Annotated in this window: 26 protein-coding genes and 1 pseudogene; 14 read left to right on the forward strand and 13 right to left on the reverse strand. The window is 62.2% G+C overall.

Annotated elements, in window-relative coordinates; all coding sequences use genetic code 11:
- Nucleotides 1-9: 9 nt before the first annotated feature.
- Both tolQ and ybgC read right to left on the reverse strand, forming a co-directional pair.
- Entirely contained in the window at nt 10-720 is a 711-nt protein-coding gene (gene tolQ, locus AC0L14_RS14035) for a protein TolQ (RefSeq protein WP_123150128.1), read from the reverse strand.
- A gap of 293 nt (nt 721-1,013) precedes the next feature.
- Nucleotides 1,014-1,487 (reverse strand): tol-pal system-associated acyl-CoA thioesterase, encoded by a 474-nt coding sequence (gene ybgC / locus AC0L14_RS14040; protein ID WP_473749866.1) that lies wholly within the window; start codon nt 1,485-1,487, stop codon nt 1,014-1,016.
- 133 nt (nt 1,488-1,620) lie between these two features.
- Here ybgC and AC0L14_RS14045 point away from each other — a divergent pair.
- A pseudogene (locus tag AC0L14_RS14045) lies at nt 1,621-1,991 on the forward strand (glycosyl hydrolase); the annotation flags it as partial.
- A gap of 133 nt (nt 1,992-2,124) precedes the next feature.
- Here the strand turns inward: AC0L14_RS14045 and AC0L14_RS14050 are convergent.
- The 7 genes from AC0L14_RS14050 to AC0L14_RS14080 form a co-directional block, all read right to left on the reverse strand.
- On the reverse strand, nt 2,125-3,033 hold the full coding sequence (locus tag AC0L14_RS14050; protein ID WP_473749867.1) for a metallophosphoesterase: 909 nt from the start codon (nt 3,031-3,033) through the stop codon (nt 2,125-2,127).
- A 307-nt stretch (nt 3,034-3,340) separates the two neighbouring features.
- Nucleotides 3,341-4,363 carry a heme-binding protein gene (locus tag AC0L14_RS14055; protein WP_473749868.1) on the reverse strand — a complete coding sequence of 341 codons (1,023 nt, stop codon included), beginning with the start codon at nt 4,361-4,363 and terminating at the stop codon, nt 3,341-3,343.
- Nucleotides 4,364-4,656: 293 nt separating this feature from the next.
- Nucleotides 4,657-5,694 (reverse strand): Holliday junction branch migration DNA helicase RuvB, encoded by a 1,038-nt coding sequence (ruvB, locus tag AC0L14_RS14060; protein WP_027152903.1) that lies wholly within the window; start codon nt 5,692-5,694, stop codon nt 4,657-4,659.
- A 43-nt stretch (nt 5,695-5,737) separates the two neighbouring features.
- A complete protein-coding gene (gene ruvA / locus AC0L14_RS14065) occupies nt 5,738-6,358 on the reverse strand; it encodes a Holliday junction branch migration protein RuvA (RefSeq protein WP_473486340.1) in 621 nt (206 codons plus the stop codon).
- A gap of 10 nt (nt 6,359-6,368) precedes the next feature.
- On the reverse strand, nt 6,369-6,878 hold the full coding sequence (ruvC, locus tag AC0L14_RS14070; protein ID WP_473486339.1) for a crossover junction endodeoxyribonuclease RuvC: 510 nt from the start codon (nt 6,876-6,878) through the stop codon (nt 6,369-6,371).
- Between the two features lie 332 nt (nt 6,879-7,210).
- Nucleotides 7,211-7,741: a protease adaptor protein RcdA gene (gene rcdA / locus AC0L14_RS14075; RefSeq protein ID WP_473550646.1), complete on the reverse strand. Its 531-nt coding sequence runs from the start codon at nt 7,739-7,741 to the stop codon at nt 7,211-7,213.
- A 380-nt stretch (nt 7,742-8,121) separates the two neighbouring features.
- A complete protein-coding gene (locus tag AC0L14_RS14080) occupies nt 8,122-8,526 on the reverse strand; it encodes a hypothetical protein (RefSeq protein ID WP_473749905.1) in 405 nt (134 codons plus the stop codon).
- A gap of 346 nt (nt 8,527-8,872) precedes the next feature.
- Here AC0L14_RS14080 and AC0L14_RS14085 point away from each other — a divergent pair, with 346 nt between their 5' ends.
- Nucleotides 8,873-9,424: a DUF2269 family protein gene (locus tag AC0L14_RS14085; protein ID WP_473749869.1), complete on the forward strand. Its 552-nt coding sequence runs from the start codon at nt 8,873-8,875 to the stop codon at nt 9,422-9,424.
- Nucleotides 9,425-9,582: 158 nt separating this feature from the next.
- Here the strand turns inward: AC0L14_RS14085 and AC0L14_RS14090 are convergent, their stop codons facing one another.
- Together AC0L14_RS14090 and AC0L14_RS14095 are read right to left on the reverse strand one after the other, a co-directional pair.
- The gene (locus AC0L14_RS14090) at nt 9,583-10,353 is read right to left on the reverse strand and encodes a sulfite exporter TauE/SafE family protein (protein WP_473749871.1); all 771 of its coding nucleotides are present in this window, start codon (nt 10,351-10,353) and stop codon (nt 9,583-9,585) included.
- Nucleotides 10,354-10,465: 112 nt separating this feature from the next.
- Nucleotides 10,466-10,924, reverse strand: a complete 459-nt coding sequence (locus AC0L14_RS14095; RefSeq protein ID WP_095495387.1) for an Lrp/AsnC family transcriptional regulator — start codon at nt 10,922-10,924, stop codon at nt 10,466-10,468.
- Between the two features lie 132 nt (nt 10,925-11,056).
- Here AC0L14_RS14095 and AC0L14_RS14100 point away from each other — a divergent pair, with 132 nt between their 5' ends.
- The 8 genes from AC0L14_RS14100 to AC0L14_RS14135 all read left to right on the forward strand — a co-directional run bounded on the left by AC0L14_RS14100 (nt 11,057) and on the right by AC0L14_RS14135 (nt 18,337).
- Entirely contained in the window at nt 11,057-11,980 is a 924-nt protein-coding gene (locus AC0L14_RS14100) for a DMT family transporter (protein WP_473749873.1), read from the forward strand.
- Nucleotides 11,981-12,114: 134 nt separating this feature from the next.
- On the forward strand, nt 12,115-12,762 hold the full coding sequence (locus AC0L14_RS14105) for a thiamine phosphate synthase (protein ID WP_473749874.1): 648 nt from the start codon (nt 12,115-12,117) through the stop codon (nt 12,760-12,762).
- 46 nt (nt 12,763-12,808) lie between these two features.
- On the forward strand, nt 12,809-13,795 hold the full coding sequence (locus AC0L14_RS14110) for a tetratricopeptide repeat protein (RefSeq protein ID WP_167391562.1): 987 nt from the start codon (nt 12,809-12,811) through the stop codon (nt 13,793-13,795).
- 137 nt (nt 13,796-13,932) lie between these two features.
- Complete coding sequence (gene efp / locus AC0L14_RS14115) at nt 13,933-14,499, forward strand: elongation factor P (RefSeq protein WP_258121595.1); 567 nt, start codon at nt 13,933-13,935, stop codon at nt 14,497-14,499.
- A gap of 81 nt (nt 14,500-14,580) precedes the next feature.
- Complete coding sequence (locus AC0L14_RS14120) at nt 14,581-15,381, forward strand: inositol monophosphatase family protein (RefSeq protein WP_473749876.1); 801 nt, start codon at nt 14,581-14,583, stop codon at nt 15,379-15,381.
- Nucleotides 15,382-15,490: 109 nt separating this feature from the next.
- Nucleotides 15,491-16,180 (forward strand): PAQR family membrane homeostasis protein TrhA, encoded by a 690-nt coding sequence (trhA, locus tag AC0L14_RS14125; protein WP_473749877.1) that lies wholly within the window; start codon nt 15,491-15,493, stop codon nt 16,178-16,180.
- Between the two features lie 98 nt (nt 16,181-16,278).
- Nucleotides 16,279-17,304, forward strand: coding sequence for a MotA/TolQ/ExbB proton channel family protein (locus tag AC0L14_RS14130; RefSeq protein ID WP_473749879.1), 1,026 nt, complete (start codon nt 16,279-16,281; stop codon nt 17,302-17,304).
- Between the two features lies 1 nt (nt 17,305).
- Nucleotides 17,306-18,337 (forward strand): peptidoglycan -binding protein, encoded by a 1,032-nt coding sequence (locus tag AC0L14_RS14135; RefSeq protein ID WP_473749880.1) that lies wholly within the window; start codon nt 17,306-17,308, stop codon nt 18,335-18,337.
- Between the two features lie 228 nt (nt 18,338-18,565).
- Here AC0L14_RS14135 and AC0L14_RS14140 read toward each other — a convergent pair whose 3' ends face one another.
- A complete protein-coding gene (locus tag AC0L14_RS14140; protein ID WP_473749881.1) occupies nt 18,566-18,796 on the reverse strand; it encodes a hypothetical protein in 231 nt (76 codons plus the stop codon).
- A gap of 51 nt (nt 18,797-18,847) precedes the next feature.
- Between AC0L14_RS14140 and AC0L14_RS14145 the strand changes: the two genes are divergently transcribed.
- The 3 genes from AC0L14_RS14145 to AC0L14_RS14155 all read left to right on the forward strand — a co-directional run bounded on the left by AC0L14_RS14145 (nt 18,848) and on the right by AC0L14_RS14155 (nt 21,118).
- Nucleotides 18,848-20,347, forward strand: a complete 1,500-nt coding sequence (locus AC0L14_RS14145) for a carboxypeptidase M32 (RefSeq protein ID WP_473749882.1) — start codon at nt 18,848-18,850, stop codon at nt 20,345-20,347.
- Between the two features lie 61 nt (nt 20,348-20,408).
- On the forward strand, nt 20,409-20,690 hold the full coding sequence (locus tag AC0L14_RS14150) for a hypothetical protein (RefSeq protein WP_473749883.1): 282 nt from the start codon (nt 20,409-20,411) through the stop codon (nt 20,688-20,690).
- Nucleotides 20,687-21,118, forward strand: a complete 432-nt coding sequence (locus AC0L14_RS14155) for a type II toxin-antitoxin system VapC family toxin (RefSeq protein WP_473749884.1) — start codon at nt 20,687-20,689, stop codon at nt 21,116-21,118. Before AC0L14_RS14150 ends, AC0L14_RS14155 begins: the two co-directional genes overlap by 4 nt.
- 8 nt (nt 21,119-21,126) lie before the next feature.
- On the opposite strand, the gene AC0L14_RS14160 is transcribed toward AC0L14_RS14155, so the two are convergent.
- Nucleotides 21,127-22,929 carry an ABC transporter transmembrane domain-containing protein gene (locus AC0L14_RS14160; protein ID WP_473749886.1) on the reverse strand — a complete coding sequence of 601 codons (1,803 nt, stop codon included), beginning with the start codon at nt 22,927-22,929 and terminating at the stop codon, nt 21,127-21,129.
- A 204-nt stretch (nt 22,930-23,133) separates the two neighbouring features.
- On the opposite strand from AC0L14_RS14160, the gene rpmE reads away from it, so the two are divergent.
- A complete protein-coding gene (gene rpmE / locus AC0L14_RS14165) occupies nt 23,134-23,355 on the forward strand; it encodes a 50S ribosomal protein L31 (protein ID WP_006327661.1) in 222 nt (73 codons plus the stop codon).
- Nucleotides 23,356-23,439 lie beyond the last annotated feature (84 nt).

Below are 23,439 nucleotides of genomic sequence, written 5' to 3' on the forward strand. Positions count from 1 at the left end.
GATTGTTCCTCAGGTCTTCTGCGCGACTTTTTCATCGATTTGGCGCGAGAGTATGGCGGAGAACTCGTCCGCGAACCCCTCCATGCGCACGGCGATCTTGCTCGCGTCCGACGACAGCTTGTTGTAGGCGATGACGGCGGGGATGGCCGCGAGCAGGCCTATTGCGGTGGCCAGCAGCGCCTCGGCAATGCCGGGTGCGACCACCGACAGGCTGGTATTCTTGGATGCGGCGATCGCCTGGAACGAGGTCATGATGCCGATCACGGTGCCGAACAGGCCGATGAAGGGCGCCGCCGAGCCGGTGGTGGCGAGAAAGCCAAGCCGTCCTTCCAGTTTTTCCATTTCGCGGGTCAGCGCCAGGTCCATCGCCTTGTCGATGCGGGTCTGCAGGCCAAGCGGTGATTTCGCGCCCTTCTCGAAACTTTTTTTCCATTCGCGCATGGCGGCGACGAAGATGGCGCTCATGCCTGATGTCTTGCGGTCGGCGAGCGTGCGGTAGAGCTCTTCCAGCGACTGCCCCGACCAGAACACCTGTTCGAAGCGGTTGAGCGCGAGCCGCATGCGGCCATAGGCGACGAGCTTGTCGACGATGATCGCCCAGGTCCAGATTGAGGCGCAGAGCAGCCCAATCATGACCAGCTTGACCACCCAGCCGGCCTGTATGAACAGCGCCCAAATCGACAAATGCGCGCCCGGTTCGGCGAGTGCGATATTTTCCATGGTTACGTCCTTAAGATTTTCCGGGCACGGTTGGCAGCTGGCCCATGGGCATCCCTTGTGGTCCGTTCGCGCAAAGCTTGCGGAATAACCCCAAAATGCACCGTTGGCGGCGTTTTCGGGGCAAATCTTGGTGAAAGGAAGGCGCTGGATTCTCCAATCTTCACCACCCTCTTCATGAACCGTTATGGTTAAGGATGGGTTAGGACGGACAGCGCGGCGCATTGCCGCGCCTTGGGCGAGCCGCCTGGCATCGTCGGCGGATCATCGGCGTCAGTAACTTACCGATTTTGAACTTACTGATTTGCCTTGGGCATGAAGGCAGCGATCCATTCCTTCGGAAAACGCCTAGGCCGGCCGTTCTCGCCGATGATCGCCGCCTCGACCCGCGCCTCGACCAGCACCTCGCCGCCGCGCTTCAGCTGCTGCGCCATGAAGATGCGGGCGCCCGAAATGTCCTCGGTGCGCGTCTCGATGGTCAGGATGTCGTCCATACGGGCGGAGCCCCGGAAGTCGATCTCCATGCGCCTCACCACCCAGATTATTTTTTCGCCATGCTTGCCCTCGGCAAGCTCGGTGTGATGGACGCCGGCAAGCCTGAGATAATCGGAACGGCCGCGCTCGAAAAATTCGAGATAGCGCGCGTGGTAGACGACGCCGGAGAAATCGGTGTCGGCATAATAGACCCGCGCCATCAGCCGGTGGCCGAATTCCGTCAGCGCGCCGGAAAGCCCGGCGCAGAGCGTCGCCGATTCACCATGATCGTCCATTGCGCTTTCCTTTTCGGGCTGACCGGGCACCTGAAGCGCGACGCGCTTTAGGCGGTTGTTTCCGTGCGTGTCGTTGTCCCAAAACCGCTACACACTTTTTGGGCTACACGCATTAGCTTGGCGCATGAACCCGATGGCACTGTTGACGGCGATGATCAAGACCTTGATGGCGGCGCTGCTTGTGCTGGCCGCGCTGGCGCTGCCGGGCCAGGCGGCGAGCTTTTCGATGAAGCGCGGCCTCAACCTCGACCAATGGACGACCTGGCCGGGCGAGGACAAATGGGGCGACCGGCGGGCAATCCTGCCCTAGCCGGAATGGCGCAAATTCCTCAGCGACGATGACCGCTGAAGAGCGCCGGCTTCGATTTCCTGCGCATGCCGGTCGACCCGTCGCCGTTCCTGTCCGGTCAGACGCTGGCGCTGCGCGACGATCTCTATGTCAGCGTGCTGGACTCGGTACGCATGATCAATCGCGCCGGGCTGAAAGTCATCGTCGACATGCATCGCGCGCGCGGAAGCCCATGGCTTCGCATGGTCGGTCTGAAGCTATGGCGGCGCCTTCGGCATCGTCGAGGCGTTTGATGGCGACAAGGCCGAGTCGGATGTGATGGACGCGATCAAGTCACTTCATTGACGGTCAGGCTGAACCCAGTTCGATCGAAAGAATCTCTGGGCGCATCCCAAAACGCACCGGCAGAATGCTGAAACCGAGCCCTCCGGAGACGATCAGGTGCCGGTTCTCCTCCACGACATGGCCATAGGCAAAACGGTTGCCGAAGCGGGATGGCACGACCGGAGAATAGCCGAACAGCCGCACCTGTCCGCCATGGGTATGACCCGAAAGAGTCAACGATACCCGTGACGGGACCTTCGGGAATATGTCCGGCTCATGTGCGAGCAGAATAACGGGAGCCTTGTCGCTTACTTTTGCCAGCGTGCCGCGCAGGTCGTCCAGTCCTTTGAATCCGCTGCGGCCCCAGGTTTTGCCCGGCCGCAGCGCAAGTTGGTCCGCAAGTCCGGCGATCCAGAAGCCATGCCCGTCCTTTTCCAGGCGGACGGCATCGTTTTCCAGGACCGGGATGCCGGCGCGCTCGAGCGCCCTGCGCGCCACCGTCGGCCCGAACCCGGCCTCCTGCGCGGAAAGGTCCTCCCACCAGTCGTGATTGCCAAGGATTGACCACACGCCGAGCGGCGCCCTCAGGCCGGACAAGGCCGGCGCCCATTCGGAGGAATCCACCCAGTCCGTAACCAGGCGTGTGCCGGCTGCATAGTCGCCAAGCAGGACAATCAGATCCGGTTGCAGGGTGTTCGCCCGTTCGGCAAGCGACCTGATCCGCTCCGGCGTCATCCATGGCCGGCAAGCATGAATATCGGCGAGGGCGACAACCCGAAGCCGCAATCCCGCAGGCCAGTTTGGCGGCGTCAATGAATAGCGCTTTACATGCGTCAGCAACATCGGCTCGAGGCCAACCGCATAAGCGCTGAGCGACACCGCCGATAACAACGAACCGCCGATGAGGCGCAGGAAGCCACGTCTGGTGATCATCGCTCAGCTCCGTCATTCGCGGGATCGTCGTCCCACAGCGCGAGGCTTCGCGTTAAAATCCGCAAATGTGCCGGCAAGCTGACCAGGATTGGGAGATTTTGCGCAGCTAAAGCATCGGACCCAAAAGTGGGTACCGGTTTTGGGAAAATCCGGTGCTCAAACATTGAGATAGAGCCCCATCCCGCTGTCGGGATGGACCAGGCTCAAAGCGCGCCGCGTTTGAAAGGATTCACGCGACGCGCTTCAAATGTTTGTTTCCATGCAGGTCGTTGCCCCAAAACCGCTGCGCACTTTTGGGCGACATGCATCAGGGCGTGGCTGGCGCCGCTGTCTTCATTGCGTCGGCATCCGCGACCTTCTGCATCGTGTTGATGCTGACATGGGGCCATCTTATCAGGCCCGGCAGACCATCGCGACGCGGGAAGAAATCGAGAAGCACGATTTGCAGATATTGCAGAATGAGGCGCGGCGTTCCCGCGGGCGTCAGCTCGTCCAATTCCATTATCCAGAAAGTCGAAATCATTTCGGCCGCGTTGGCCTGCCTTACGATGAAGGGAATATTGACGATCCCGGCGGTCTCGACAGTCGTGCTGACCTGCAGCTTTGTCGTTCTGGTTACGGTTCCCGGAGCGCCGCCGACAAGAAGCAGATGTGGCTTCACCGGATCGAAACCCGGAAAGGTGGGATCGGCCACAACACCCTTGAACGGAGCGAGATGAAAATGATTGTAGGGCGCCAGATAGGGACTGGTGAGATTCTGTTTGACGCCTATCGGCAACCCATTGATTGGCGGAATTGTCGGTGGCCCGTTGGTGACCTCGCCCGCACCCAATGCAAGCAGTGAGTCGCCGTGCGGAATGGTCCCAAGGCGTCCAATGTTGCTGGTTTTCTCTGCCTCATTGGTCATGAACAACCAAAGGCCCGGCTCGTGGTGAATCGTCGTGTTCGGATCTCCCTGCAGGCCGCTCGCCGGAAAATCGTCGGCAAGCAACTGCTCGATCCGTTGCTCGTAATCCAGTGCGACCACGACCTGGTCGGTGTTGATCGAAGTTCCGTTCCTCTGGATGCCGCGATTCTTGACGCCCTTGTCCACCAAAGTGAATTTGAGCACCTCATCATATTGATTGACCAGGAGCCGGTAGTCGATCCCGCTGCCCGATGAAGCGAATGGCAAAGCGATCGCATTCCAGCCACGCCCCTTCATGCCCGGGTCATTCTTCCACGTTCCAGGAAGTAACTTGAGTACATCGAGATCGCTATCACCCTGTCTGGCGATATCGATGTAGCGGGGTTCTGTCTTAAGCTCGGTCACTCTGCTTGCTGCAATCATAGCTTCCCCCTGCCATATTGAACAATTGACAATATACTTCTTCGCCGCTGTCAGCGGCGTAGAAGGCCAGGACTTCAATGCATATAGTTATGCGTGAGCGCTTAATGTCGCATATTACGCGGTGCCTGAAATAACGCTATACTATTTGAAAAAAGTCAAATCGAAATTTGACTGAACTTCTATGGTTAAGAAATGAGCAGCATGATGAGGATTATAATCCTTGTCAATCATCACCTTGGATCCGACGAAGACACAGAAGCATTCGCGGGACTGAGAGGCGCCTGCAGACTTCGTCATTCCTCCTGGAACAGGCTGATCTGCTGCTGCGCCAGATCCTTCGGCGCGTCGAGTCCGAGATGCCGCCAGGCATTGGCGGTCAGCACGCGGCCGCGCGGCGTGCGCTGAATAAAACCCTGCTGGATCAGATAGGGCTCTATGATGTCCTCGATGGCGTCGCGCGGCTCGGAAAGCCCTGCCGCAATGGTCTCGATGCCGACCGGCCCGCCGCCAAAATTCCGCGCGATCATCGAGAGATAGCGGCGGTCGAGCGCGTCGAGGCCGAGCGCGTCGACCTCGAGCCGCGTCAGCGCCTCGTCGGCGATCTGGCGATCGACATGACCGTCGCCGGCGACTGATGCAAAATCACGCACGCGGCGCAAAAGGCGGCCGGCGATGCGCGGTGTCCCACGCGCGCGTCGCGCGATCTCCAGCGCGCCATCGTCGCCGAGCGGCATCGCAAGGATGCGGGCGCCGCGCCGCACGATCTGCTCCAGTTCCTCGACGGAGTAGAAATTGAGGCGGACTGGAATGCCGAAGCGGTCGCGCAGCGGATTGGTCAAAAGGCCGAGCCGGGTGGTAGCGGCGACGAGGGTGAAGCGGGCAAGATCGATCTTGACCGAGCGCGCCGCCGGCCCTTCGCCGATGATCAGGTCGAGCTGGAAATCCTCCATCGCCGGATAGAGAATTTCCTCGACCGCCGGGTTGAGCCGGTGGATCTCGTCGATGAACAGCACGTCGCGGTCTTCGAGATTGGTGAGCAGAGCTGCGAGATCGCCGGCCTTGGCGATGACCGGACCGGAGGTCGAGCGGAAATTGACACCGAGCTCACGCGCCATGATCTGCGCCAGCGTCGTCTTGCCGAGGCCGGGCGGCCCGACGAACAGCACGTGGTCAAGCGCCTCGCTGCGGCCCTTGGCAGCCTCGATGAACACTTTGAGATTGGCCCGCACCGCCGCTTGGCCGACGAAGTCGCCGAGCGTCTGCGGCCGCAAGGTCTGCTCGGCATCCTCGCCGCGCTTGTCGGGAGCAATGAGGCGTGGCGAAAGGCTCATGCGGCCTTCCTTGCACAGGGCAGGGAACGGGACAAGCGCAGACTCACCGCGCCAGCTCCTTCAGCCCGAAGCGGATCAGCTTCGAAGCATCCGCATCCTCGCCGGCGCTCTTCAGCGCCGCCGCCACCGCATTGGCGGCGGTATCGCGCGAATAGCCGAGATTGACCAGCGCCGAGACGGCGTCGGTGATCGGCGCCGGCGCGACGCCATCGCCGAGTTCCTGCTTCAGGCCGATGGTGCCGGAGGCAGTGCCCGCATAGGCTGGCGCCTTGTTCTTCAGTTCGGTGACGATGCGCTCAGCCACCTTTTTGCCGACGCCGGGCGCGCGGCTGACCATGGCAATATCACGTAGCGCGATGGCATTGGCGAGATCGGCCGGCGCCAGCGTCGACAGAATGGCCAGTGCCACCTTGGCGCCGACGCCCTGCACATTGCTCATCAACAGCCGGAACCACTCGCGCTCCAGCACCGACTGGAAACCGTAGAGCCGCAGCATATCCTCGCGCACATAGGTCTCGATGAACAGCACCACCGCCTCGCCGGGTGCCGGCAAAGCGGCAAGCGTGCGCGCCGAGCAGTGGGCGACATAGCCGACGCCGTGCACATCGACGATGCAGAAATCCTCGTCGACCTCGTCCAGCGTGCCTTTGAGCTTGCCGATCATGTGTGGTCCCTCATGCCAGCGCCGCCATCCTGTAGACAACACTCTGCCGGTGATGCGCGTGGCAGATGGCAATGGCCAGCGCGTCGGCGGCATCGTCGGTGTCGAACGTCGCCTTCGGCATCAGCACCTTGACCATCATGTGGATCTGCTTCTTGTCGCCATGGCCGACGCCGATCACCGCCTTCTTGACGGCGTTGGGCGCATATTCGGCAACGACCAGACCGGCCAGCGCCGGCACCAGCATGGCGATGCCGCGCGCCTGGCCAAGCTTCAGCGTCGCCGCCGCATCCTTGTTGACGAAGGTCTGCTCGACCGCCGCCTCGTGCGGCATGGCGGTATGCAGGATCTCGGCAAGCCCGTCATGCAACTGGCAAAGCCGTGTCGCCAGCGCCGCCTTGTCGTCGGAACGGACGGTTCCGGAGGCGACGAAGCGCAGCGAATTGCCGAGGCTCTCGACGATGCCCCAGCCGGTGCGCCTCAGCCCCGGATCGATGCCGATAATGCGAATCGTTTCCCCCATCCGCCAAGTCTACCCTTGGCGGACAGCGATGCCAGCGAAATGTGAACAAACCAGAAACAGGCTCCGCTGCTTGCAGGATGAGCCAAAGAGACTGTTTCGAAAGTCGCTCCGGCGAGTCATATGGTGGTGGTTTCGAGAACGGAGCGGAGCGGACATTTGGGTCCATGAGCCCACGCATGACCCCGAAAATCGGAACCGATTTTCGGAAAGGATCATGCGCAAAAATCAAAGTGCTACAGCGTCCTTTGCGCGTCCAAGAGGACGCGCGGCGCTGTAGATAAGCGCAGAAAACGCCATCAGATGCCGCCAGAGTAGAGTTTCCAAACGGTCTCTCAGCCGCGGGCGAAAGCCGTGTTCAGCAACGTGATCTGATCGGAAACCGGATTGACGCGGCGGCCGGATGGCGACACGTCGGCCACGGCGCCGCCGTAGATCTCCTCGTCCATGCGACGCACCAGCGCCTGCAGGCGCAGCGAGCGGTCGATGAGGTCAAGAAAATCCTTGGGCAGTTCGACCCAGCCTGCGGCATCGTTGTTGGCGGAAGCGGTGTCGAGGCGCACCTTGGATTTTTCGGAAGCAACCTGATCGCGGGTCATCTCGCCGGAATTCGCCGCGCGCTGCAATAGCAGCCAAGAGGCGACCTGCATCAGCCTCGTGGTCAGTCGCATCGATTCGGCCGCATAGAGCGTCGCCGCCAGCCTGGACAGTTTCTTCGCCTCCGCCCGGCCCTTGCCGTCCAGATATTCGGCCGCCTGCTCGACCAGGCCCATCCCTTCCTGGTAGAGCGGCTTGAAGGATTGGGAGAAAACCCGGCGCTCCGCCAGCTTGATGGTTTTCGCGCTTCCCTTCGAAGGATCGTTCATCGATACGCCCTGCACTTGCCTTACAGCCGGCCGAATCGGCGTCATCGCCGTCACGCCCTGCACCCTATATGACCGAGGCTTGAAAATGCGCTTCGCCGCCGGCGAAGGCAAGCACATGTTTAACAAACGGTTAACGGCGGCGCAGGCACCGGGGCAATCCGGATCGCGGACAAAAAAAGAGCCGCGGATAAGGCGGCTCTCAGGAGTTTAACAGGGAGGCGTCAAACAAAGTGGCTCCAACCACTCGGTAAGAATCCAGATCACTGGATGCACATAGTAAACGCCTGTAAAGCTTAATGAAGCCTTAACGGCGCGGATATTTTTTGAACAAGCGTCGCCCGCCTGTGCCGTAACAGCACAATGCTCAGAGCCTTTGGGACTCAGGCCTTTTGGGTCTCGGGAAGCCGCTCAACTTTCCACACCACCGGCAGCGCGATGTAGGCGAACAGCAGCAATCCCGCGTAAAAACCCATCGAGGACGTTGCCACAAGCGGCTCGATCGCCGGGTTGCCGCCAAGCATGATGTAGAGGCCGATCAACAGGCCGATGCCACTGATTGCCGTCAACCAGAAATGAGCGGTGGCAAGCCTCTTTTCCGCGACTGCCGGAAACAGATGGTAGAAGAAGGCGAACACCGCCGACATCAGCCATCCGGCCACCATGATGTGGGCGTGGGTCGGCATCTGCGCATGGTCTTTGCTGATCGCCATCTGAAGGCCGAGCGCCATCCCGAACAGCGCGTAGACGACGGCCAGCGTGAAGAAATTTCGTGCTACCTTTTGCATAGTATCCCCCGATTTACCTTTTCCGTATTCGGAATGGGCTGAGTTCAGGCGGTTGATCCGCCACCGGGTCCTCGGCATCGGTGCATTAGCATCGGCAATGTTTCTGGACGATGCCGCATGGCGCCCGATCCCTCCCGGCGCTGTCAGAATAGCAGGAAACGGCGCGATGCGCTTGCGCAATCGTTGAACGATGCCGTTACGGCCGTGTCTCATCGGACGCCGAAACAAAGCCGCCGCCCACACGACATCGTTCCGAAACAGGCGCCGCGCTAAACGCCCGCTCCTCGCAGCGAGACGGAGCAAATGTGCGCCGCTCGCAATCGTCAAAACATCCAAGGAGGCAACGATGGATTGGTACTCGATCGTCAAATTTCTGCATGTCGTCTCGGCGATCCTCTGGGTCGGCGGCGGCTTCACCCTGATGGTGCTTGCGGTGCGCGCCGACCGCGCCGGAAACATCGAAGGTATGCTGCAGGCAATGCGCGCCACCGGCGAGCTGGGCAACAGGTTCTTCGCGCCGATGTCGATGCTGACGCTCGCCTTCGGCCTGATCATGTGCTGGTTCTGGGTCGGCTTCTCCGACCTGTGGATCGTGATCGGCCTCGCCGGCTATGCGACGACCTTCTGCATCGGCATGTTCATCTTCAAGCCGACTGCCGACCGCATGGCGGGGATGATCGCCAAGGACGGCGTCACGCCGGCGGCCCTCGCCCAGGGCCGGCGTATCCTCAGCGCCGCACGCATCGACTATTCGGTGATGCTGGTGATCATCGCCGACATGGTGCTGAAACCGACGCTGAACGATACCACTATCCTGGGCTGCATGGCGCTGGTCGTGACCACCGGAATTGCTCTCGCCCTCGGCGGGACGCGCAAGTTGGTGCCGAGCGCCGCCTGAAATCTGGCGTGACGCTGACGGCGGCGGCTCAGCTGCCGGCAGCTTGCTGGCAATCTAATGCATGTCGCGCAAAAAGTGTGCAGCGGTTTTGCGATAACGACATGCATAAAACAACAACCTAAAGCGCGTCGCATGAGGCCGGTCAAACGCGACGCGCTTTAGAGAAGGCCGGCAATCCCGTCCCACAGAAGCTTGACTGCGACGACCGCCACGGTTGCGTAGGTGAAGGGGTAGAACAGTTCCGGCCGCATCCGCCGCACCAGCCAGGCGCCGGCGATGGTCGAAAGCGGCGCCAGCGGTACCAGAACCGCCGACGCGGTCAGGTTGGTGGTGTCGAACTGTCCCAGCGCAAAATAGGGGATGAGCTTCAATGCGTTGGTGGCGGCAAAGAAGATTGCGGCAGTGCCCGACAGCACTTTCGGATCGAGCCGGATCGGCAGCGCATAGACCTGGAAGGGCGGGCCGCCGACATGGGCAACGAAGCTGGTGAAGCCGGCGACCGTCCCCCAGGAGGCGGCAGCCGCGCGGTTGGGCTCGGCTGAGTGGCTCGCACCGTGCCGCATCTGTAGATAGACCCAGCGAAGCACGAAGATCATGGCCACCGCGCCGACGATCAGCCGCACCATTTCCGCTGTCACCAGCGCCGCGGTCAGCCAGCCGAGGCCGATGCCGATCACCGCCCCCGGCATCATGTCCGTAAGCATCCTGCGGTCGTAGACACCCCACCATGTCCACACCGAGACGATGTCCATCAGGCACAGTATCGGCAGCAGGATGGCGGCTGCCTGCACCGGCGGCATGGCCAGCGCCATCAGCGGCACGCCGACGAAACCGACCGCACCGCCAAAGCCGCCCTTGGACAGACCGACCAGGATGACGGCTGGAATGGCGGCGGCATAGAACCAGGGATCGAGCAGAAGACCTGACATCGGCGGGGAGCAGTTGGAGGGAAAGCGTGTAGACGCTGGAATAGCCGATAAACCTTCGCGCCGCGACTGCAAATGTACACACAATGCGATGCGTCGTGAGTGCCGAGGCCTGTTACGGTTTTGAGATGGCGGTTGCAGCGAGCGGCGGTGGGCGCCTCCGGATCGGCTGCGCCTTGATGATGGCTGTGCTGGTTTCGGCCTTGTCGGCGATACGGTCGAGGAGCTTGTCGAGATCGCCGATCGAGCGAACGAACAGCCGGGCAACAAAGCAGTCGTCGCCCGTCACCTTGTCGCATTCGCCAAACTCCGGAATCTCCTCGATCAGCTTCTGGACGATATGCAGCTTGCCTGGCAAAGGCCGGATGCGAACGATCGCCTGCAGCGTGTAGCCGAGCGCTTGCGGGTCGATCTCGACGGTGAAAGCCCTGATAACGCCACGATCCTCCAGCCGACGCAGGCGTTCCGCGACGCTCGGCGACGACAGTCCTACCTGCTGGGCCAGTTCCTTCAATGAGGTTCGCGAATCCTTGATCAGGATTTCGAGAAGGCGTCGGTCCAGATCGTCCAGCATTTGACATTCCCAAGGAAAAGGCCGTCATCACCTTATTTAATTAGGCGCAACTGGCATATCACCTGGCGCAAGACATGGAAAGCGCTAGTGCCGCATGGGATTATCAACCATCAGCATTCGAGAGGTAATCTCATGGACAGCACGGTGCGCGGCACGATCGAAATGACGGCCGCAATGGCGATCCTCGGCACGATCGGATGGTTCGTCATCATGTCGGGCGAGCCCATCATGGACGTCGTCTTCTGGCGCTGCGCCTTCGGCGCGCTAACGCTGCTGATCATCTGCGCTGCCCTCGGGCTGCTGCGCGGCAGGCTGTCACTGCGCATCGTGGCGATCGCGGCTCTCGGGGGTGCTGCCATCGTCGTCAACTGGCTGCTGCTGTTCAGCTCGTTTTCCCGCGCCTCGATCTCGATCGCCACGGCTGTCTACAACACGCAGCCCTTCATGCTGGTCGGCTTTGGCGCGCTCTTCTTCTCAGAGCGGCTGACAATGACGAAGCTGGCCTGGCTTGGCATCGCCTTCGCCGGCATGCTGCTGATCGTGCAGGCCTCGCCCGATGTGGGCCCTAATACAGGCACAGGCAATGTCGGTACGGATTATTTTATCGGCATCGCGATGGCGCTGGGTGCGGCTTTCTTCTGGGCCGTCGCCGCCATCGTCACCAAGAAGCTCAAAGGCACGCCACCACACCTGATCGCCCTGATCCAGGTCTGCGTCGGCGTCGTCATGCTGGCACCCTTCGCCAACCTTTCCCACCTTCCCGCCGATGCGTGGAGCTGGAGCATGCTGGCGACGCTTGGTGTCGTCCATACCGGTCTGATGTACATCCTGATGTACGGCGCCATTCAGAAACTGCCGACGCATCTGCAGGGGTCGCTGTCCTTCATCTACCCTGTGGTCGCGATCCTGGTCGATGTCGTCGCCTTCGGCCACCGGCTGCATCCGGCCCAGATCGTCGGCGCCGCCGCCATCCTGGTCGCCGCCGCCGGCATGAATCTCGGCTGGACACTGTGGAAATCGAAGGCCCCAGCCGAGAGCACCCAGGCAATCAAGTGAGGCAGTAACGTCACCGGACGACAATCCTGCGCCAATGATCCTGCCGCGCCCGCCTGTTCAAGGCCGGCACTTTGCTCTATGCCGCAATGCAACCATCTTCGCCCGGCATAGGCGAAAACCGGGATCGAAAACCAATGAACGACGCAACGCCTCCAAATCGCTGCCGCATCGTGCTGATCGCGCCGCCCGGCGTGCCGGCTGAGCGCATCGGCGCGGCGTTCGAGGGCGGCGACGTCGCCTCGCTCATCCTGCCCGAAAACGGCATGGACGAGGCCTCCTTCCAGGCCTTCGCCGAACAGATCGTGCCGGCGGGGCAAGCGGCAGGCGTTGCCGTCGTCATTGCCGGCGACACTCGCATCGCCGGCCGCGTCCAGGCCGATGGCATCCATGTCGAGGTCGGCAAGGCCGAACTCGCCGAGACGATCGAACGTTTTCAGGCAAAAATGATGGTCGGCACCGGCGGCGCCAAGACCCGCGACGATGCCCTGGAACTCGGCGAGCTCAGGCCCGATTACATCTTCTTCGGCCGCTTCGGCTACGACAACAAGCCGGAGCCGCACCCACGCAACCTGTCGCTGGGGCAATGGTGGGCGGATGTGATCCAGATTCCCTGCATCGTCATGGCCGGGTCCGACATCGCTTCGGTGGAAGCGGTAGCTGCCACCGGCGCCGAATTCGTGGCGCTGTCCAGCGCCGTCTTTGCCGACGGCATCGACCCAAAGATAGCAGTCGCTAGCGCCAATGCGCTGCTCGACGAAACCGCGCCGCGTTTCGAGGACTGACGTGCCCGCGCCGACAATCCTTTTCGGTGCTTTGCTTGCGGCGCTCATGGCGGAGGCCGCCATTGCGGAAACCGTCCCATTGCCGCAACCGAAGCCCGACATCGGTGCAAGCACGGACAAGCCGATCGCCACGCCGCTGCCGCAGCCCGCCACCACGGCGCCGCTGCCGTCGGCCGACGCCATCAATCCTGATCGCTTCGGTGCAAAGCCATCGGATTCTGCCTATGGCGCCTTCCAGCGCGGCCTTTACAAGACAGCCTACAACCTCGCCTTGGTTCGCGCTCAGAACGGCGATCCGGCGGCGCAGACATTGATTGCCGAGATATTGTCGCGCGGCCTTGGCGTGCCGGTCGACGCGGCGGAGGCGGCAAAGTGGTACGCGCTTGCCGCAGAGCAGGGCATACCGGAATCGCAGTTCCAATATGCGCTGATGCTGCTCGACGGCCGCTACGTCAAGAAGGACGAGAAAGGGGCCTACGCGCTGATGCAGGCCGCCGCCGAGGCCGGCAACCGTCTGGCGCAGTTCAATTTCGCGCAGCTGCTGGTCCAGCAGGACCCCGGCGATGCCGGCATCGCAAAGGCGGTGTCCTATTATCAGCGCGCCGCCGCGACCGGCCTTGCCGACGCGCAATATGCGATGGCGCAGGTCTATGCCAATGGCGTCGGCGGCAAGCCGCGCGACGATGTCCAGGCGCGAGGCCTGCTGGCGCAGGCAGCACGGCAGAACTATGACACGGCGCAGATCGATCTCGCCGCGTGGATGATCGAGGGACGTGGTGGCGCCCGCGACCTCAAGTCTGGCTTCGGCTGGATGAAACAGGCCGCCGAGGGCGGCAATGTCGCCGCCCAGAACCGCCTCGCCAAGCTTTACATGGGCGGCATCGGCACCGATCCGGATCCGATCCTTGCCGGCGCCTGGTACGTCGTCGCCCGTCGCGCCGGGCTCATCGATCCGCAGATGGATGATTTTCTGCAGGGCCTGACCGACGACCAGACGAAGCAGGCGCTGCAGAAGGCCAACCGCCTGCCGTAAAGCGCCACGGACAGTGAATACCTCGCAGTGGCGCGGGTTCCCCCTCTTCGCCGCTCACTTGCCTCTCCTGGCAATTTGTGGTCTTGGAGGCGCCAAATCGCTTTCACGGCGAAAATCTCATTCCGGATCACATCATCATGGCCAAGATCAATGGCAACGAAATCCGTCCCGGCAACGTCATCGAGCATGACGGCGGCCTGTGGGTGGCGGTCAGGACCAACGCTGTCAAACCAGGCAAGGGCGGCGCCTATAACCAGGTCGAGTTGAAGAACCTGATCAACGGCACCAAGCTCAATGAGCGTTTCCGCTCCGCCGAAACCGTCGAACAGATCCGGCTGGAGATGAAGGATTTCTCCTTCCTCTACGAGCAGGGCGACGCGCTGGTGTTCATGGACACCGAAAGCTACGAGCAGCTTGAGTTGCAAAAGGATTTCGTCGGCGATCGCGCTGCCTTCCTGCAGGACGGCATGATGGTGACGGTCCAGCTCTATGACGAAAGGCCGATCGGCATTTCACTGCCCGACCAGGTGACGCTGACCATCACCGAGGCCGATCCGGTGGTGAAGGGTCAGACGGCCGCCTCATCCTATAAGCCGGCGATGCTGGAAAACGGCATCCGCGTGCTGGTGCCGCCGTTCATCGGTTCGGGCGAACGTATCATCGTCGACACCAACGAAATCACTTACGTGCGCCGCGCCGACTAAGGCATGATCCCAAAAAGTTGCAGACTTTTTGGATAAGATCATGCCTCAAAGCAAATAGGCGCGGCAGCAGGAAGAAACACTATGGCGCGTTCCGCGATCCTCAATGTAATGGTCCAGGCCGCCATGAAGGCCGGCCGCTCGCTGTCGCGCGATTTCGGCGAAGTACAGAACCTGCAGGTCTCGATGAAGGGGCCGGGCGACTATGTCAGCCAGGCCGACCGCAAGGCAGAAGAAATACTCTTCACCGAGCTATCGAAGGCGCGGCCGGGCTACGCCTTCCTGATGGAGGAACGCGGCGTGATCGAAGGCGACGACGGCCAGCACCGCTGGATCGTCGACCCGCTCGACGGAACCACCAATTTCCTGCACGGCATTCCGCTGTTCGCCATCTCGATCGCGCTGGAGCGCCAGGGCCAGATCGTCGCCGGCGTGGTCTACAATCCGGCGATGGACGAACTCTACACCGCCGAGCGCGGCGGCGGCGCCTTCATGAACGACCGCCGGCTGCGGGTCGCCGGCCGCACCAAGCTGATCGACGCGGTGATCGGCTGCGGCGTGCCGCATCTCGGGCGCGGCCAGCATGGCAATTTCCTGGTCGAGCTGCGCAACGTGATGGCCGAAGTCTCGGGCGTGCGCCGCCTCGGCTCCGCCTCGCTCGATCTCGCCTACGTCGCTGCCGGCCGCATGGACGGGTTCTGGGAAACCGGCCTGTCTGCCTGGGACGTCGCCGCCGGCATCCTGCTGATCCGTGAGGCAGGCGGCTTCATCTCCGACTTCGCCGGCGGGCAGAACATGCTGGATGGCGGCTCGATCGTCACCGGCAACGAGATCATCCAGCGTGCTCTGTTGAAGACCGTCAGGAAGCCGGTGACGCCGCGCTAGGCTCTAGCTAAGCGGACTTGGCGCGCTGAACCGCCGCAGTCGCAAAACCGCAACCAAAGCTTGAAATACTGTCCGGCATCCGCCCAGATAGGGAGATGCAGGATCATTCATGACGCACATCGGCCCCGAATCCCAGATCGAAATCCCCTTCATGGGACGCTGGCACTATTCGCGCGCCGAAATGATCGCCGACGGCATCGTCCATGCAGTGGGCATCGTGCTCGCCATTGCTGCCGGCTCGACGCTGCTGGCGCTGGCCGCCTTCCATGCCGGTCCGGGCGAATATATCGCCGCCGCTTTCTACGTGGTTTCGCTGCTCACCGTGCTGTCGGTGTCGCTGGCCTACAATCTTTGGCCGGTGTCGCCGGCCAAGTGGATATTGCGGCGCTTCGACCATGCCGCGATCTATCTGCTGATCGCCGCGACCTACACGCCTTTCCTCGCGCAACTCGACGGCTCGCCGCTGGCCATCTCGATGATCGTCCTGGTTTGGAGCGCGGCAGCGGTCGGCATCGCCATTAAAGTGCTTCTTCCCGGTCGCTTCGACCGGCTGGCGATCGTCTTCTATCTCGCCATCGGCTGGAGCGGCATCGTTCTTGTCGAGCCGCTCGTCCAGACATTGCCGACGACGTCGATCGCGCTGATCGTTGCCGGCGGCATCGTCTATTCCTTCGGCGTCATCTTCTTCGCGTGGAAAGGCCTGCGCTTCCACAATGCGCTGTGGCACGGCTTTGTCGTCACCGGCGCCGGCCTGCATCTTGCCGCCATGGTCGACTGCCTGGTCATCAACCGGCTCTGACGCCGCTTGGCAATATTGCCAAGCGCCATTCAATTTCGTCACAATTGCGTTTAGAGTCGCCGTCAAACGTGAAGTGCGGCATCGGAAACGGGGCACGGATGGCTTTTTTCAAATCCTTCGGCATGGGCAGACGCTCCGACGTCCTGATGTACGATCCGCACAAATTGTCGAGCCCGCAGGTCTTCCTCCTGACCATGGTCATCTTCCTGATGATCGTCGCCTTCATCGCCGCCATCCTGACCCGTCAGATCTCGAGCGCCTTCGCCGCCAATCCCGGTCTCAACGGCCTGATCATCGGCGTGCTTGTGGTCGGCATCCTGCTGGCCTTCGTGCAGGTCGGCCGGCTGTTTCGCGAAGTGCGCTGGGTCAACTCCTTTCGGGCCGGCTCCGAAACCACCGAGCCGGTGCTGCTGGCACCGATGAAGGCGATGATCGGCCGCTCGTCGACGATCGCCTTCTCGACCAGCTCGATGCGCACCATGCTCGATTCGATCGCCACCCGCCTCGATGAAAGCCGCGACACCTCGCGCTATCTTGTCGGGCTGCTGGTGTTCCTTGGCCTGCTCGGCACCTTCTGGGGCCTGCTAGGCACGATCGGCTCGATCCGCGAAACCATCGAGTCGCTCGATCCCGGCAGCGGCGATGCTGCCGCCGTGCTCGAATCGCTGAAGCAGGGGCTTTCCGCTCCGCTGGCCGGCATGGGCACCGCATTCTCGTCCTCGCTGTTCGGCCTGTCCGGTTCCCTGGTGCTCGGCTTCCTCGACCTGCAGGCTGGCCGCGCCCAGACACGCTTCTACACCGAGCTCGAAAACTGGCTGTCCTCGGTCACCGACCTGTCGTCCGACATCGTCGTCGCCGAACCGGCCAAGGCCGAATCCTCCGACGAGATCCGCGTCCTGTCGGAAAGACTGCGCAGCATGCAGGAGAATGGCGGCGGCGCCAATCCGCGTGTCGCCACCGCCATGGCCAACCTTGCCGACGGCATTTCGGGCCTGGTCAAGAACATGCGCTCGGAGCAGCAGATCATGCGCGACTGGGTCGAGGCCCAGTCGGACGAGCAGAAGGCGATGCGCAGCACGCTGGAGAAGATCGCCGATGCCCTGAAGAAGACTGGAGTCCATTAGCATGGCTCTCGCCAGGGGCCGGCGTACCGATCGCCGTATCGATTACTGGCCGGGCTTCGTCGACGCGCTGTCGACGTTGCTGCTCGCGATCATGTTCTTGCTCACGGTCTTCGTGCTGGCGCAGTTCCTGCTCGGCCGCGAAATCTCCGGCAAGGACACGGTGCTCAACCGCCTCAATTTGCAGATCAACGAACTGACCCAGCTTCTGGCGCTGGAGCGCTCGACGACGCAGGACAAGGAAGATTCGCTCGCCAATTTGCAGGCGTCGCTGTCGGCATCAGAGGCGGAAAAGAGCCGGCTCGAGCAATTGCTGGCGCAAGGCGCCGGTGCCGGCGATGCGGCCAACCAGCGCGCCACGGCACTTTCGGGCGAACTCGACAGCCAGCGCCAGATCAGCCAGCAGGCGCTAAGCCAAGTTGAAATCCTCAACCAGCAGATCGCGGCGCTGCGCAGGCAGATCGGAGCGCTCGAAGAAGCGCTCAACGTGTCCGAAACGCGCGATCGCGAGTCCAATACCAAGATCGCTGATCTCGGCCGCCGCTTGAACGTCGCGCTGGCGCAACGTGTGCAGGAACTGAACCGCTATCGGTCCGACTTCTTCGGGCGCTTACGCGAAATCCTTGCCGACCGCGAGAACATCCGCATCGTCGGCGACCGCTTCGTCTTCCAGTCGGAAGTGCTTTTCCCGACAGGCTCCGAGGTGATCAACGACGCCGGCAAGGTCGAGATGAAGAAGCTCGCCGGAGCCATCATCGACCTCCAGAAGGAGATCCCGCCGGAGATCAACTGGGTGCTGCGCGTCGACGGCCACACCGACGACAAGCCACTATCGGGCACCGGCCGTTACCGCGACAATTGGGAACTGTCGACGGCGCGCTCGACCTCGGTGGTGAAGTTCCTGATCGAAAACGGCGTGCCGGCCAACCGGCTGGTTGCGGCCGGCTTCGGCGAATTCCAGCCGCTCGACCCCGCCGACACCGAAGACGCGCGCAACAAGAACCGCCGCATCGAGCTGAAACTGACCGAGCGCTGATCCGGACCCGGCTCAAGGCGAACGCCCGGATTAGGGCGGCAATGCGGGCTAGCAGGACCGCAACGCTCGCCACACTTCTCATCACCGGTCCGTTTGCTGGCGCCTACGCCGCTTCGCGTGAGACAGCTTGGTCAAACAGATACAGAGCGTGGATACCGGTATCCGAGCCGCCATGCAGGCGAATCGGATCAAGCCGGACGAAGCGCATGGCTTGCGCACTCAGGTCTCTCAACGGCTACGGCCCAAAATATCCAAACCGCTGAAATCATCCAGACAGCGCCGCGGTTTGATCTTGCGCATGATCCTTTGATTTTTGCGCAAGATCCGTTCCGCACCGAAGGCCCGCGCAGCAAATCCCCGCATGAACCTCCCCAAAATCGATTCCGATTTTCGGGTCATGGCCCAGCCAAAGTACTGGAAACCAATGTGCCCATCGGAGGCGGCCTTCAGGGTTGCCAATGCCCGCGCATTGGTATCTTTTCCCGCCGTTCAAATTCAGCGGAACCCACCATGTCCTTTCAAAAACTCGACGACCTCGGCCACAAGCTCGAAGCACTGGAGCATGCGCTCGCCATTCTCGGCGCCGACGAGGCGACCCACATGGCCGTCGGCGGTGGCGAACAGCGCGCCGAGGCGATGTCGGCGCTGGCCGGCATGCATCACGCCAGAGCGACAGCGCCGGAGATCGCCGACTGGATCGCAGCCGCCGAACAGGAAACGCTGAACGAAGAACAGCAGGCAGCGGTCAAGGAGTTCCGGCGGCAATACACCAACCTGACCTGTCTGCCGGTCGAATTCGTCGAGCGTCAAACGACCGCGCGCATGCGCTCCGAGCAGTTGTGGCGCGACTTGCGTGCAAAGAACGACTGGGCAGGTTTTTTGCCGGCGCTCGAGGGCGTCGTGGCGCTGGTGCGCGAGGAAGCAGCACTTCGCGCCGACGTGCTCGGCCTCGATCCCTATGACGCGCTAATGGAGCAATACGATCCCGGCAACCGCGCCGCCGACATCTCGCCGGTCTTCGCCGAGCTGAAGACCTTCTTAAGGGATTTCGTGCCGGAGGCACTGGCCGTGCAGGAAGAGCGGCTGGCGAAACATCCGCTGAAGCCGCTTTCGGGCAGCTATGCGATCGAAAAGCAGCGCGAGCTTGGCCTCGCCATGATGGCGGCGGTCGGCTTCGACCTCACCCACGGCTCGCTGTCGGTATCGCATCATCCGTTCTGCGGCGGCGTGCCGAGCGACGTGCGCATCACCACCCGCTACAGGACCTCCGATTTCCTGTCGGCGCTGATGGGCGTGCTGCACGAGACCGGCCATGCGCTTTACGAACAGAACCTGCCGAAGGCGTGGGCGCACTGGCCGCTCGGCAAGGCGCGCGGCATGGCCGTGCATGAAAGCCAGAGCCTGTTCGTCGAAAAGCAGATCGGCCGCAATCCCGAATTCTGGCGCTGGGCGCTGCCTGTGGTCGAACGGCACCTCGGCGAGATCTGGTCGATCGACGACATCCTGCCACATGTGCATCGGGTCGAGCGCGGCCTGATCCGCGTCGACGCCGACGAGGTCACCTATCCGCTGCACGTCATCCTGCGCTTCGAGCTGGAGCAGGAGCTTGTCTCGGGGCGGCTGGAGGCCGCCGACCTGCCGGAGGCCTGGGACGCCAAGATGCGCGACTATCTCGGCCTGTCGACCATCGACAACCCGGCCGACGGGCCGATGCAGGACGTGCACTGGCCGGGTGCCGCCTTCGGCTATTTCCCCTCCTACACGCTGGGCGCCATGATGGCGGCGCAGCAATGGGCGGCGCTGACCAGAGATCATCCCTCCGCCGACGAAGACCTCGCCAAGGGAAATTTCGCGGCGATCAACGACTGGCGCCGTGAAAAGATCTGGTCGCAAGGCTCACGCTGGTCAACGCCCGAACTGCTCGAACGCGCCACCGGCGAGAAACTAAACGCCGCGCATTTCACCAACCATTTGCGGAAGCGGTATGGGGAGGTGCAGGAAGGCGCCTGACAACATTGCTTTTCATACGTTAGAAGCGTATACTTTCGTATGAGGAAACGTGAGAACGCATATGGGAATTTCTCCTCCGAAAGAACGCGCCACCTTTTCCATCGCTGCTGAAATAAAAAGCCGGCTTGAGGACGAAGTACCAAAAAGCGAGAGATCGCGTTTTGTGGAAAAGGCAATCGATCAGGCGTTACGCGCAGTCGCCGTCAAGCGACTCAAAGAAATGTTGGATGACCTACCGCGCCGATCCGCCACCAAAGGCGAAAGCACCACGGATTTTCTACGCCTTCAGCGAATGAAGTGGGACGGTCGTCCGCTCGATGTGCTCGAAGGCACCAAGAAGTGATCGTGGTAGATGCTTCCGTATTCGTGAAGCTTCTCAAGCAAGAGGAAGGTAGTGAGGCCGCACGCGATTTGGTCGATCGCATGGTGGAGCAGGGACAAGGTTATCTCGCTCCGTCAATCGTGCTGTATGAGGCACTTTCAGCCGCCTTGCATGTCGAATTACCGCTTACCGCAGTCGGCCAGCTTTTCGATCAATTTCGAGAACTGGGGCTGACAATTGCAGAACCGACCATCCAAGACTTGGCGAGAGCCGAGAAAATCGCAACGTCAGCCGCACCAGACAAAGGCCATCCCACGTTGTTCGACAGCATTTATCATGCGATGGCGATCGAGCGCGGCGGCACTTTCGTCACTGCCGACCAGCGCCATTTTGCAAAGACGAAGCAGCTTGGCAGCGTCGTCCTCCTGGCAGACTGGCAGCCCGACTGACGTCACTACTACTCCGCGGCACCCTTGAAAGCATTCGCCCCGGTTTCGAACTGCAGCTTGGCCAGCCGCGCATAGATGCCGCCCTTGCCAACGAGGCTCTGGTGGGTGCCTTCCTCGACGATGCAGCCGCCACCCATGACCAGGATCCGGTCGGCCTTCAGCACCGTCGCCAGCCGGTGAGCGATGACGATGGTGGTGCGGCCCTGCATCAGCCGCTCCAGCGCCGTCTGCACCAGCGTCTCGCTTTCGGCGTCGAGCGCCGAGGTCGCCTCGTCGAGCAGTAGGATCGGTGCGTCGCGCAGAATCGCGCGGGCAATCGCCACGCGCTGGCGCTGGCCGCCGGACAGCGTCACGCCGCGCTCGCCGACGTGGCTGGCATAGCCTTTTTCGAGCTTCAGGATGAACTCGTCGGCAAGCGCATCCTTGGCCGCCGCCTCGATCTCGGCGTCGCTGGCGTCCGGACGGCCGAAGCTGATATTGTCGCGGGCGCTGGCCGCGAAGATGGTGACATCCTGCGGCACGATGGCGATGCGCTCCCGGATCGCGGCAGGGTCGGCCTCGCGCACATTGACCCCGTCGATCATGATCTTGCCGGTCTCGGGGTCGTAGAAGCGCAGAAGCAGCGAAAAGACGGTGCTCTTGCCAGCGCCCGACGGGCCGACGATCGCCACCGTCTCGCCGGGCTTGACCTGGAAACTCAGACCGTGGACGGCGGCGCGGTTGGGCCCAGCCGGATAGGAGAAGGACACGTCGTCGAAACTTATTGCGCCTCTGGCCGTCGCCGGCAGCGGTTTCGGATGCGCTGGGGCCTGGATCGCGGGCTTCTCGGCCAGGATCTCGGTCAGCCGTTCGGCAGCACCCGCCGCCTGGGAAAGCTCGCCCCATACTTCCGACAGCGCGCCGAGCGCGCCGGCGGCGAACACCGAATAGAGCAGGAACTGGCCGAGCGTGCCCGGCGACAGCGTGCCGTCGAGCACGTCGCGCGAGCCGAACCACAGCACCGCCACCACCGAGGAAAAGATCATGAAGATGGCGAAGAAGGTGAGGAAGGAGCGGGCAAAGATCGAAGATCGCGCCGCCTCGAACGCGGCTTCCACGGCAGATGAAAAATGCCCGGTGACGAGCTTCTCGTTGGTGAAGGCCTGCAGCGTGCGCACCGCGCCGATCTGCTCGCTGGCATAGGCCGTGGCGTCGGCCAGCGTGTCCTGCGCCAGCCGCGATTTGCGCCGCACCGAGCGGCCGAAGGCGACCAGCGGCAGCACGATCACCGGGATGGCGGCGATGACGAGGCCGGACAGTTTCGGGCTGGTGAAGACCATCATCGCCACGGCCCCGAGACCCAGGATGAGGTTGCGCAGCGCCACCGATGCGGTGGCACCGACCGCCGACTTCACCTGCGTCGTGTCGGCGGCGAGCCGCGAGACGATCTCGCCCGACTGGGCGGTGTCGAAGAAGGACGGCGACAGCGTCGTGACATGGCGGAACACGTCGCTGCGGATGTCGGCGACGACACGCTCGCCCAGCGTGATGACGAAATAATAGCGGCTGGCTGACGCCGCTGCGAGCAAGGCAGCCATCACTACCAGCATGGCGAAGTACTCGGCGATGAAACTGGGATCGGAAGCGGAAAAGCCGTGATCGATCATCCGCCGCACGGCGAGCGGCAGCGCCAGCGTCGTCGCCGCAGCAATGGTCAGCGAGACGACCGCGCCAATGACCATTTTCCGGTAGCGGGTGATGTAGGGGAACAGGCGCCGCAGCGGCTTGAGCGAGCGCCTGCGCTCGTCTGCATCGCCGCTGGTGTGCGCCATGACCGTTTCCTCTGGCTCTTCTGGGCATGCGCCTCAATATGCGCTTACCGCGGCCTTGTGATTCAATTCCGGCTGATGTATAGGCTCGCCGACCGTTTTTAAAAGCCGTGGCTCCTCAATAGCTGCGGCTTCGAGTTTTAAAAAGGGGCGCATCGACGCAGGCTTTATGCCCGTCAGCAGCGCCGGCGAACCAGGAATAGCACAATGAAGACCGACATCCATCCCGACTACCACACCATCAAGGTCGTCATGACCGACGGCACCGAATACATGACCCGTTCGACCTGGGGCAAGGAAGGCGATACGATGAACCTCGACATCGACCCGACCACCCATCCGGCCTGGACCGGCGGCCAGCAGACCCTGCTCGACCGCGGCGGCCGCCTGTCGAAGTTCAAGAAGCGTTTCGAAGGTTTCGGCCTCTAAGCCGCAGGCCTTTTTCGGATCGAAGAAACCCGCCCTCGTGGCGGGTTTTTTTGTTGACTGAAGCGACCCGCGACAGGAGGGTGG

This window comes from Mesorhizobium sp. WSM4841, from assembly GCF_055811515.1.

What these genes read in the sequence shown, in the direction of transcription:
- tolQ (WP_123150128.1), bottom strand. Translation starts at nt 720, where the DNA reads ATGGAAAATATCGCACTCGCCGAACCGGGCGCGCATTTGTCGATTTGG.
- ybgC (WP_473749866.1), bottom strand. Translation starts at nt 1,487, where the DNA reads ATGGACGATCATGGTGAATCGGCGACGCTCTGCGCCGGGCTTTCCGGC.
- AC0L14_RS14050 (WP_473749867.1), bottom strand. Translation starts at nt 3,033, where the DNA reads ATGATCACCAGACGTGGCTTCCTGCGCCTCATCGGCGGTTCGTTGTTA.
- AC0L14_RS14055 (WP_473749868.1), bottom strand. Translation starts at nt 4,363, where the DNA reads ATGATTGCAGCAAGCAGAGTGACCGAGCTTAAGACAGAACCCCGCTAC.
- ruvB (WP_027152903.1), bottom strand. Translation starts at nt 5,694, where the DNA reads ATGAGCCTTTCGCCACGCCTCATTGCTCCCGACAAGCGCGGCGAGGAT.
- ruvA (WP_473486340.1), bottom strand. Translation starts at nt 6,358, where the DNA reads ATGATCGGCAAGCTCAAAGGCACGCTGGACGAGGTCGACGAGGATTTC.
- ruvC (WP_473486339.1), bottom strand. Translation starts at nt 6,878, where the DNA reads ATGGGGGAAACGATTCGCATTATCGGCATCGATCCGGGGCTGAGGCGC.
- rcdA (WP_473550646.1), bottom strand. Translation starts at nt 7,741, where the DNA reads ATGAACGATCCTTCGAAGGGAAGCGCGAAAACCATCAAGCTGGCGGAG.
- AC0L14_RS14080 (WP_473749905.1), bottom strand. Translation starts at nt 8,526, where the DNA reads ATGCAAAAGGTAGCACGAAATTTCTTCACGCTGGCCGTCGTCTACGCG.
- AC0L14_RS14085 (WP_473749869.1), top strand. Translation starts at nt 8,873, where the DNA reads ATGGATTGGTACTCGATCGTCAAATTTCTGCATGTCGTCTCGGCGATC.
- AC0L14_RS14090 (WP_473749871.1), bottom strand. Translation starts at nt 10,353, where the DNA reads ATGTCAGGTCTTCTGCTCGATCCCTGGTTCTATGCCGCCGCCATTCCA.
- AC0L14_RS14095 (WP_095495387.1), bottom strand. Translation starts at nt 10,924, where the DNA reads ATGCTGGACGATCTGGACCGACGCCTTCTCGAAATCCTGATCAAGGAT.
- AC0L14_RS14100 (WP_473749873.1), top strand. Translation starts at nt 11,057, where the DNA reads ATGGACAGCACGGTGCGCGGCACGATCGAAATGACGGCCGCAATGGCG.
- AC0L14_RS14105 (WP_473749874.1), top strand. Translation starts at nt 12,115, where the DNA reads ATGAACGACGCAACGCCTCCAAATCGCTGCCGCATCGTGCTGATCGCG.
- AC0L14_RS14110 (WP_167391562.1), top strand. Translation starts at nt 12,809, where the DNA reads ATGGCGGAGGCCGCCATTGCGGAAACCGTCCCATTGCCGCAACCGAAG.
- efp (WP_258121595.1), top strand. Translation starts at nt 13,933, where the DNA reads ATGGCCAAGATCAATGGCAACGAAATCCGTCCCGGCAACGTCATCGAG.
- AC0L14_RS14120 (WP_473749876.1), top strand. Translation starts at nt 14,581, where the DNA reads ATGGCGCGTTCCGCGATCCTCAATGTAATGGTCCAGGCCGCCATGAAG.
- trhA (WP_473749877.1), top strand. Translation starts at nt 15,491, where the DNA reads ATGACGCACATCGGCCCCGAATCCCAGATCGAAATCCCCTTCATGGGA.
- AC0L14_RS14130 (WP_473749879.1), top strand. Translation starts at nt 16,279, where the DNA reads ATGGCTTTTTTCAAATCCTTCGGCATGGGCAGACGCTCCGACGTCCTG.
- AC0L14_RS14135 (WP_473749880.1), top strand. Translation starts at nt 17,306, where the DNA reads ATGGCTCTCGCCAGGGGCCGGCGTACCGATCGCCGTATCGATTACTGG.
- AC0L14_RS14145 (WP_473749882.1), top strand. Translation starts at nt 18,848, where the DNA reads ATGTCCTTTCAAAAACTCGACGACCTCGGCCACAAGCTCGAAGCACTG.
- AC0L14_RS14150 (WP_473749883.1), top strand. Translation starts at nt 20,409, where the DNA reads ATGGGAATTTCTCCTCCGAAAGAACGCGCCACCTTTTCCATCGCTGCT.
- AC0L14_RS14160 (WP_473749886.1), bottom strand. Translation starts at nt 22,929, where the DNA reads ATGGCGCACACCAGCGGCGATGCAGACGAGCGCAGGCGCTCGCTCAAG.
- rpmE (WP_006327661.1), top strand. Translation starts at nt 23,134, where the DNA reads ATGAAGACCGACATCCATCCCGACTACCACACCATCAAGGTCGTCATG.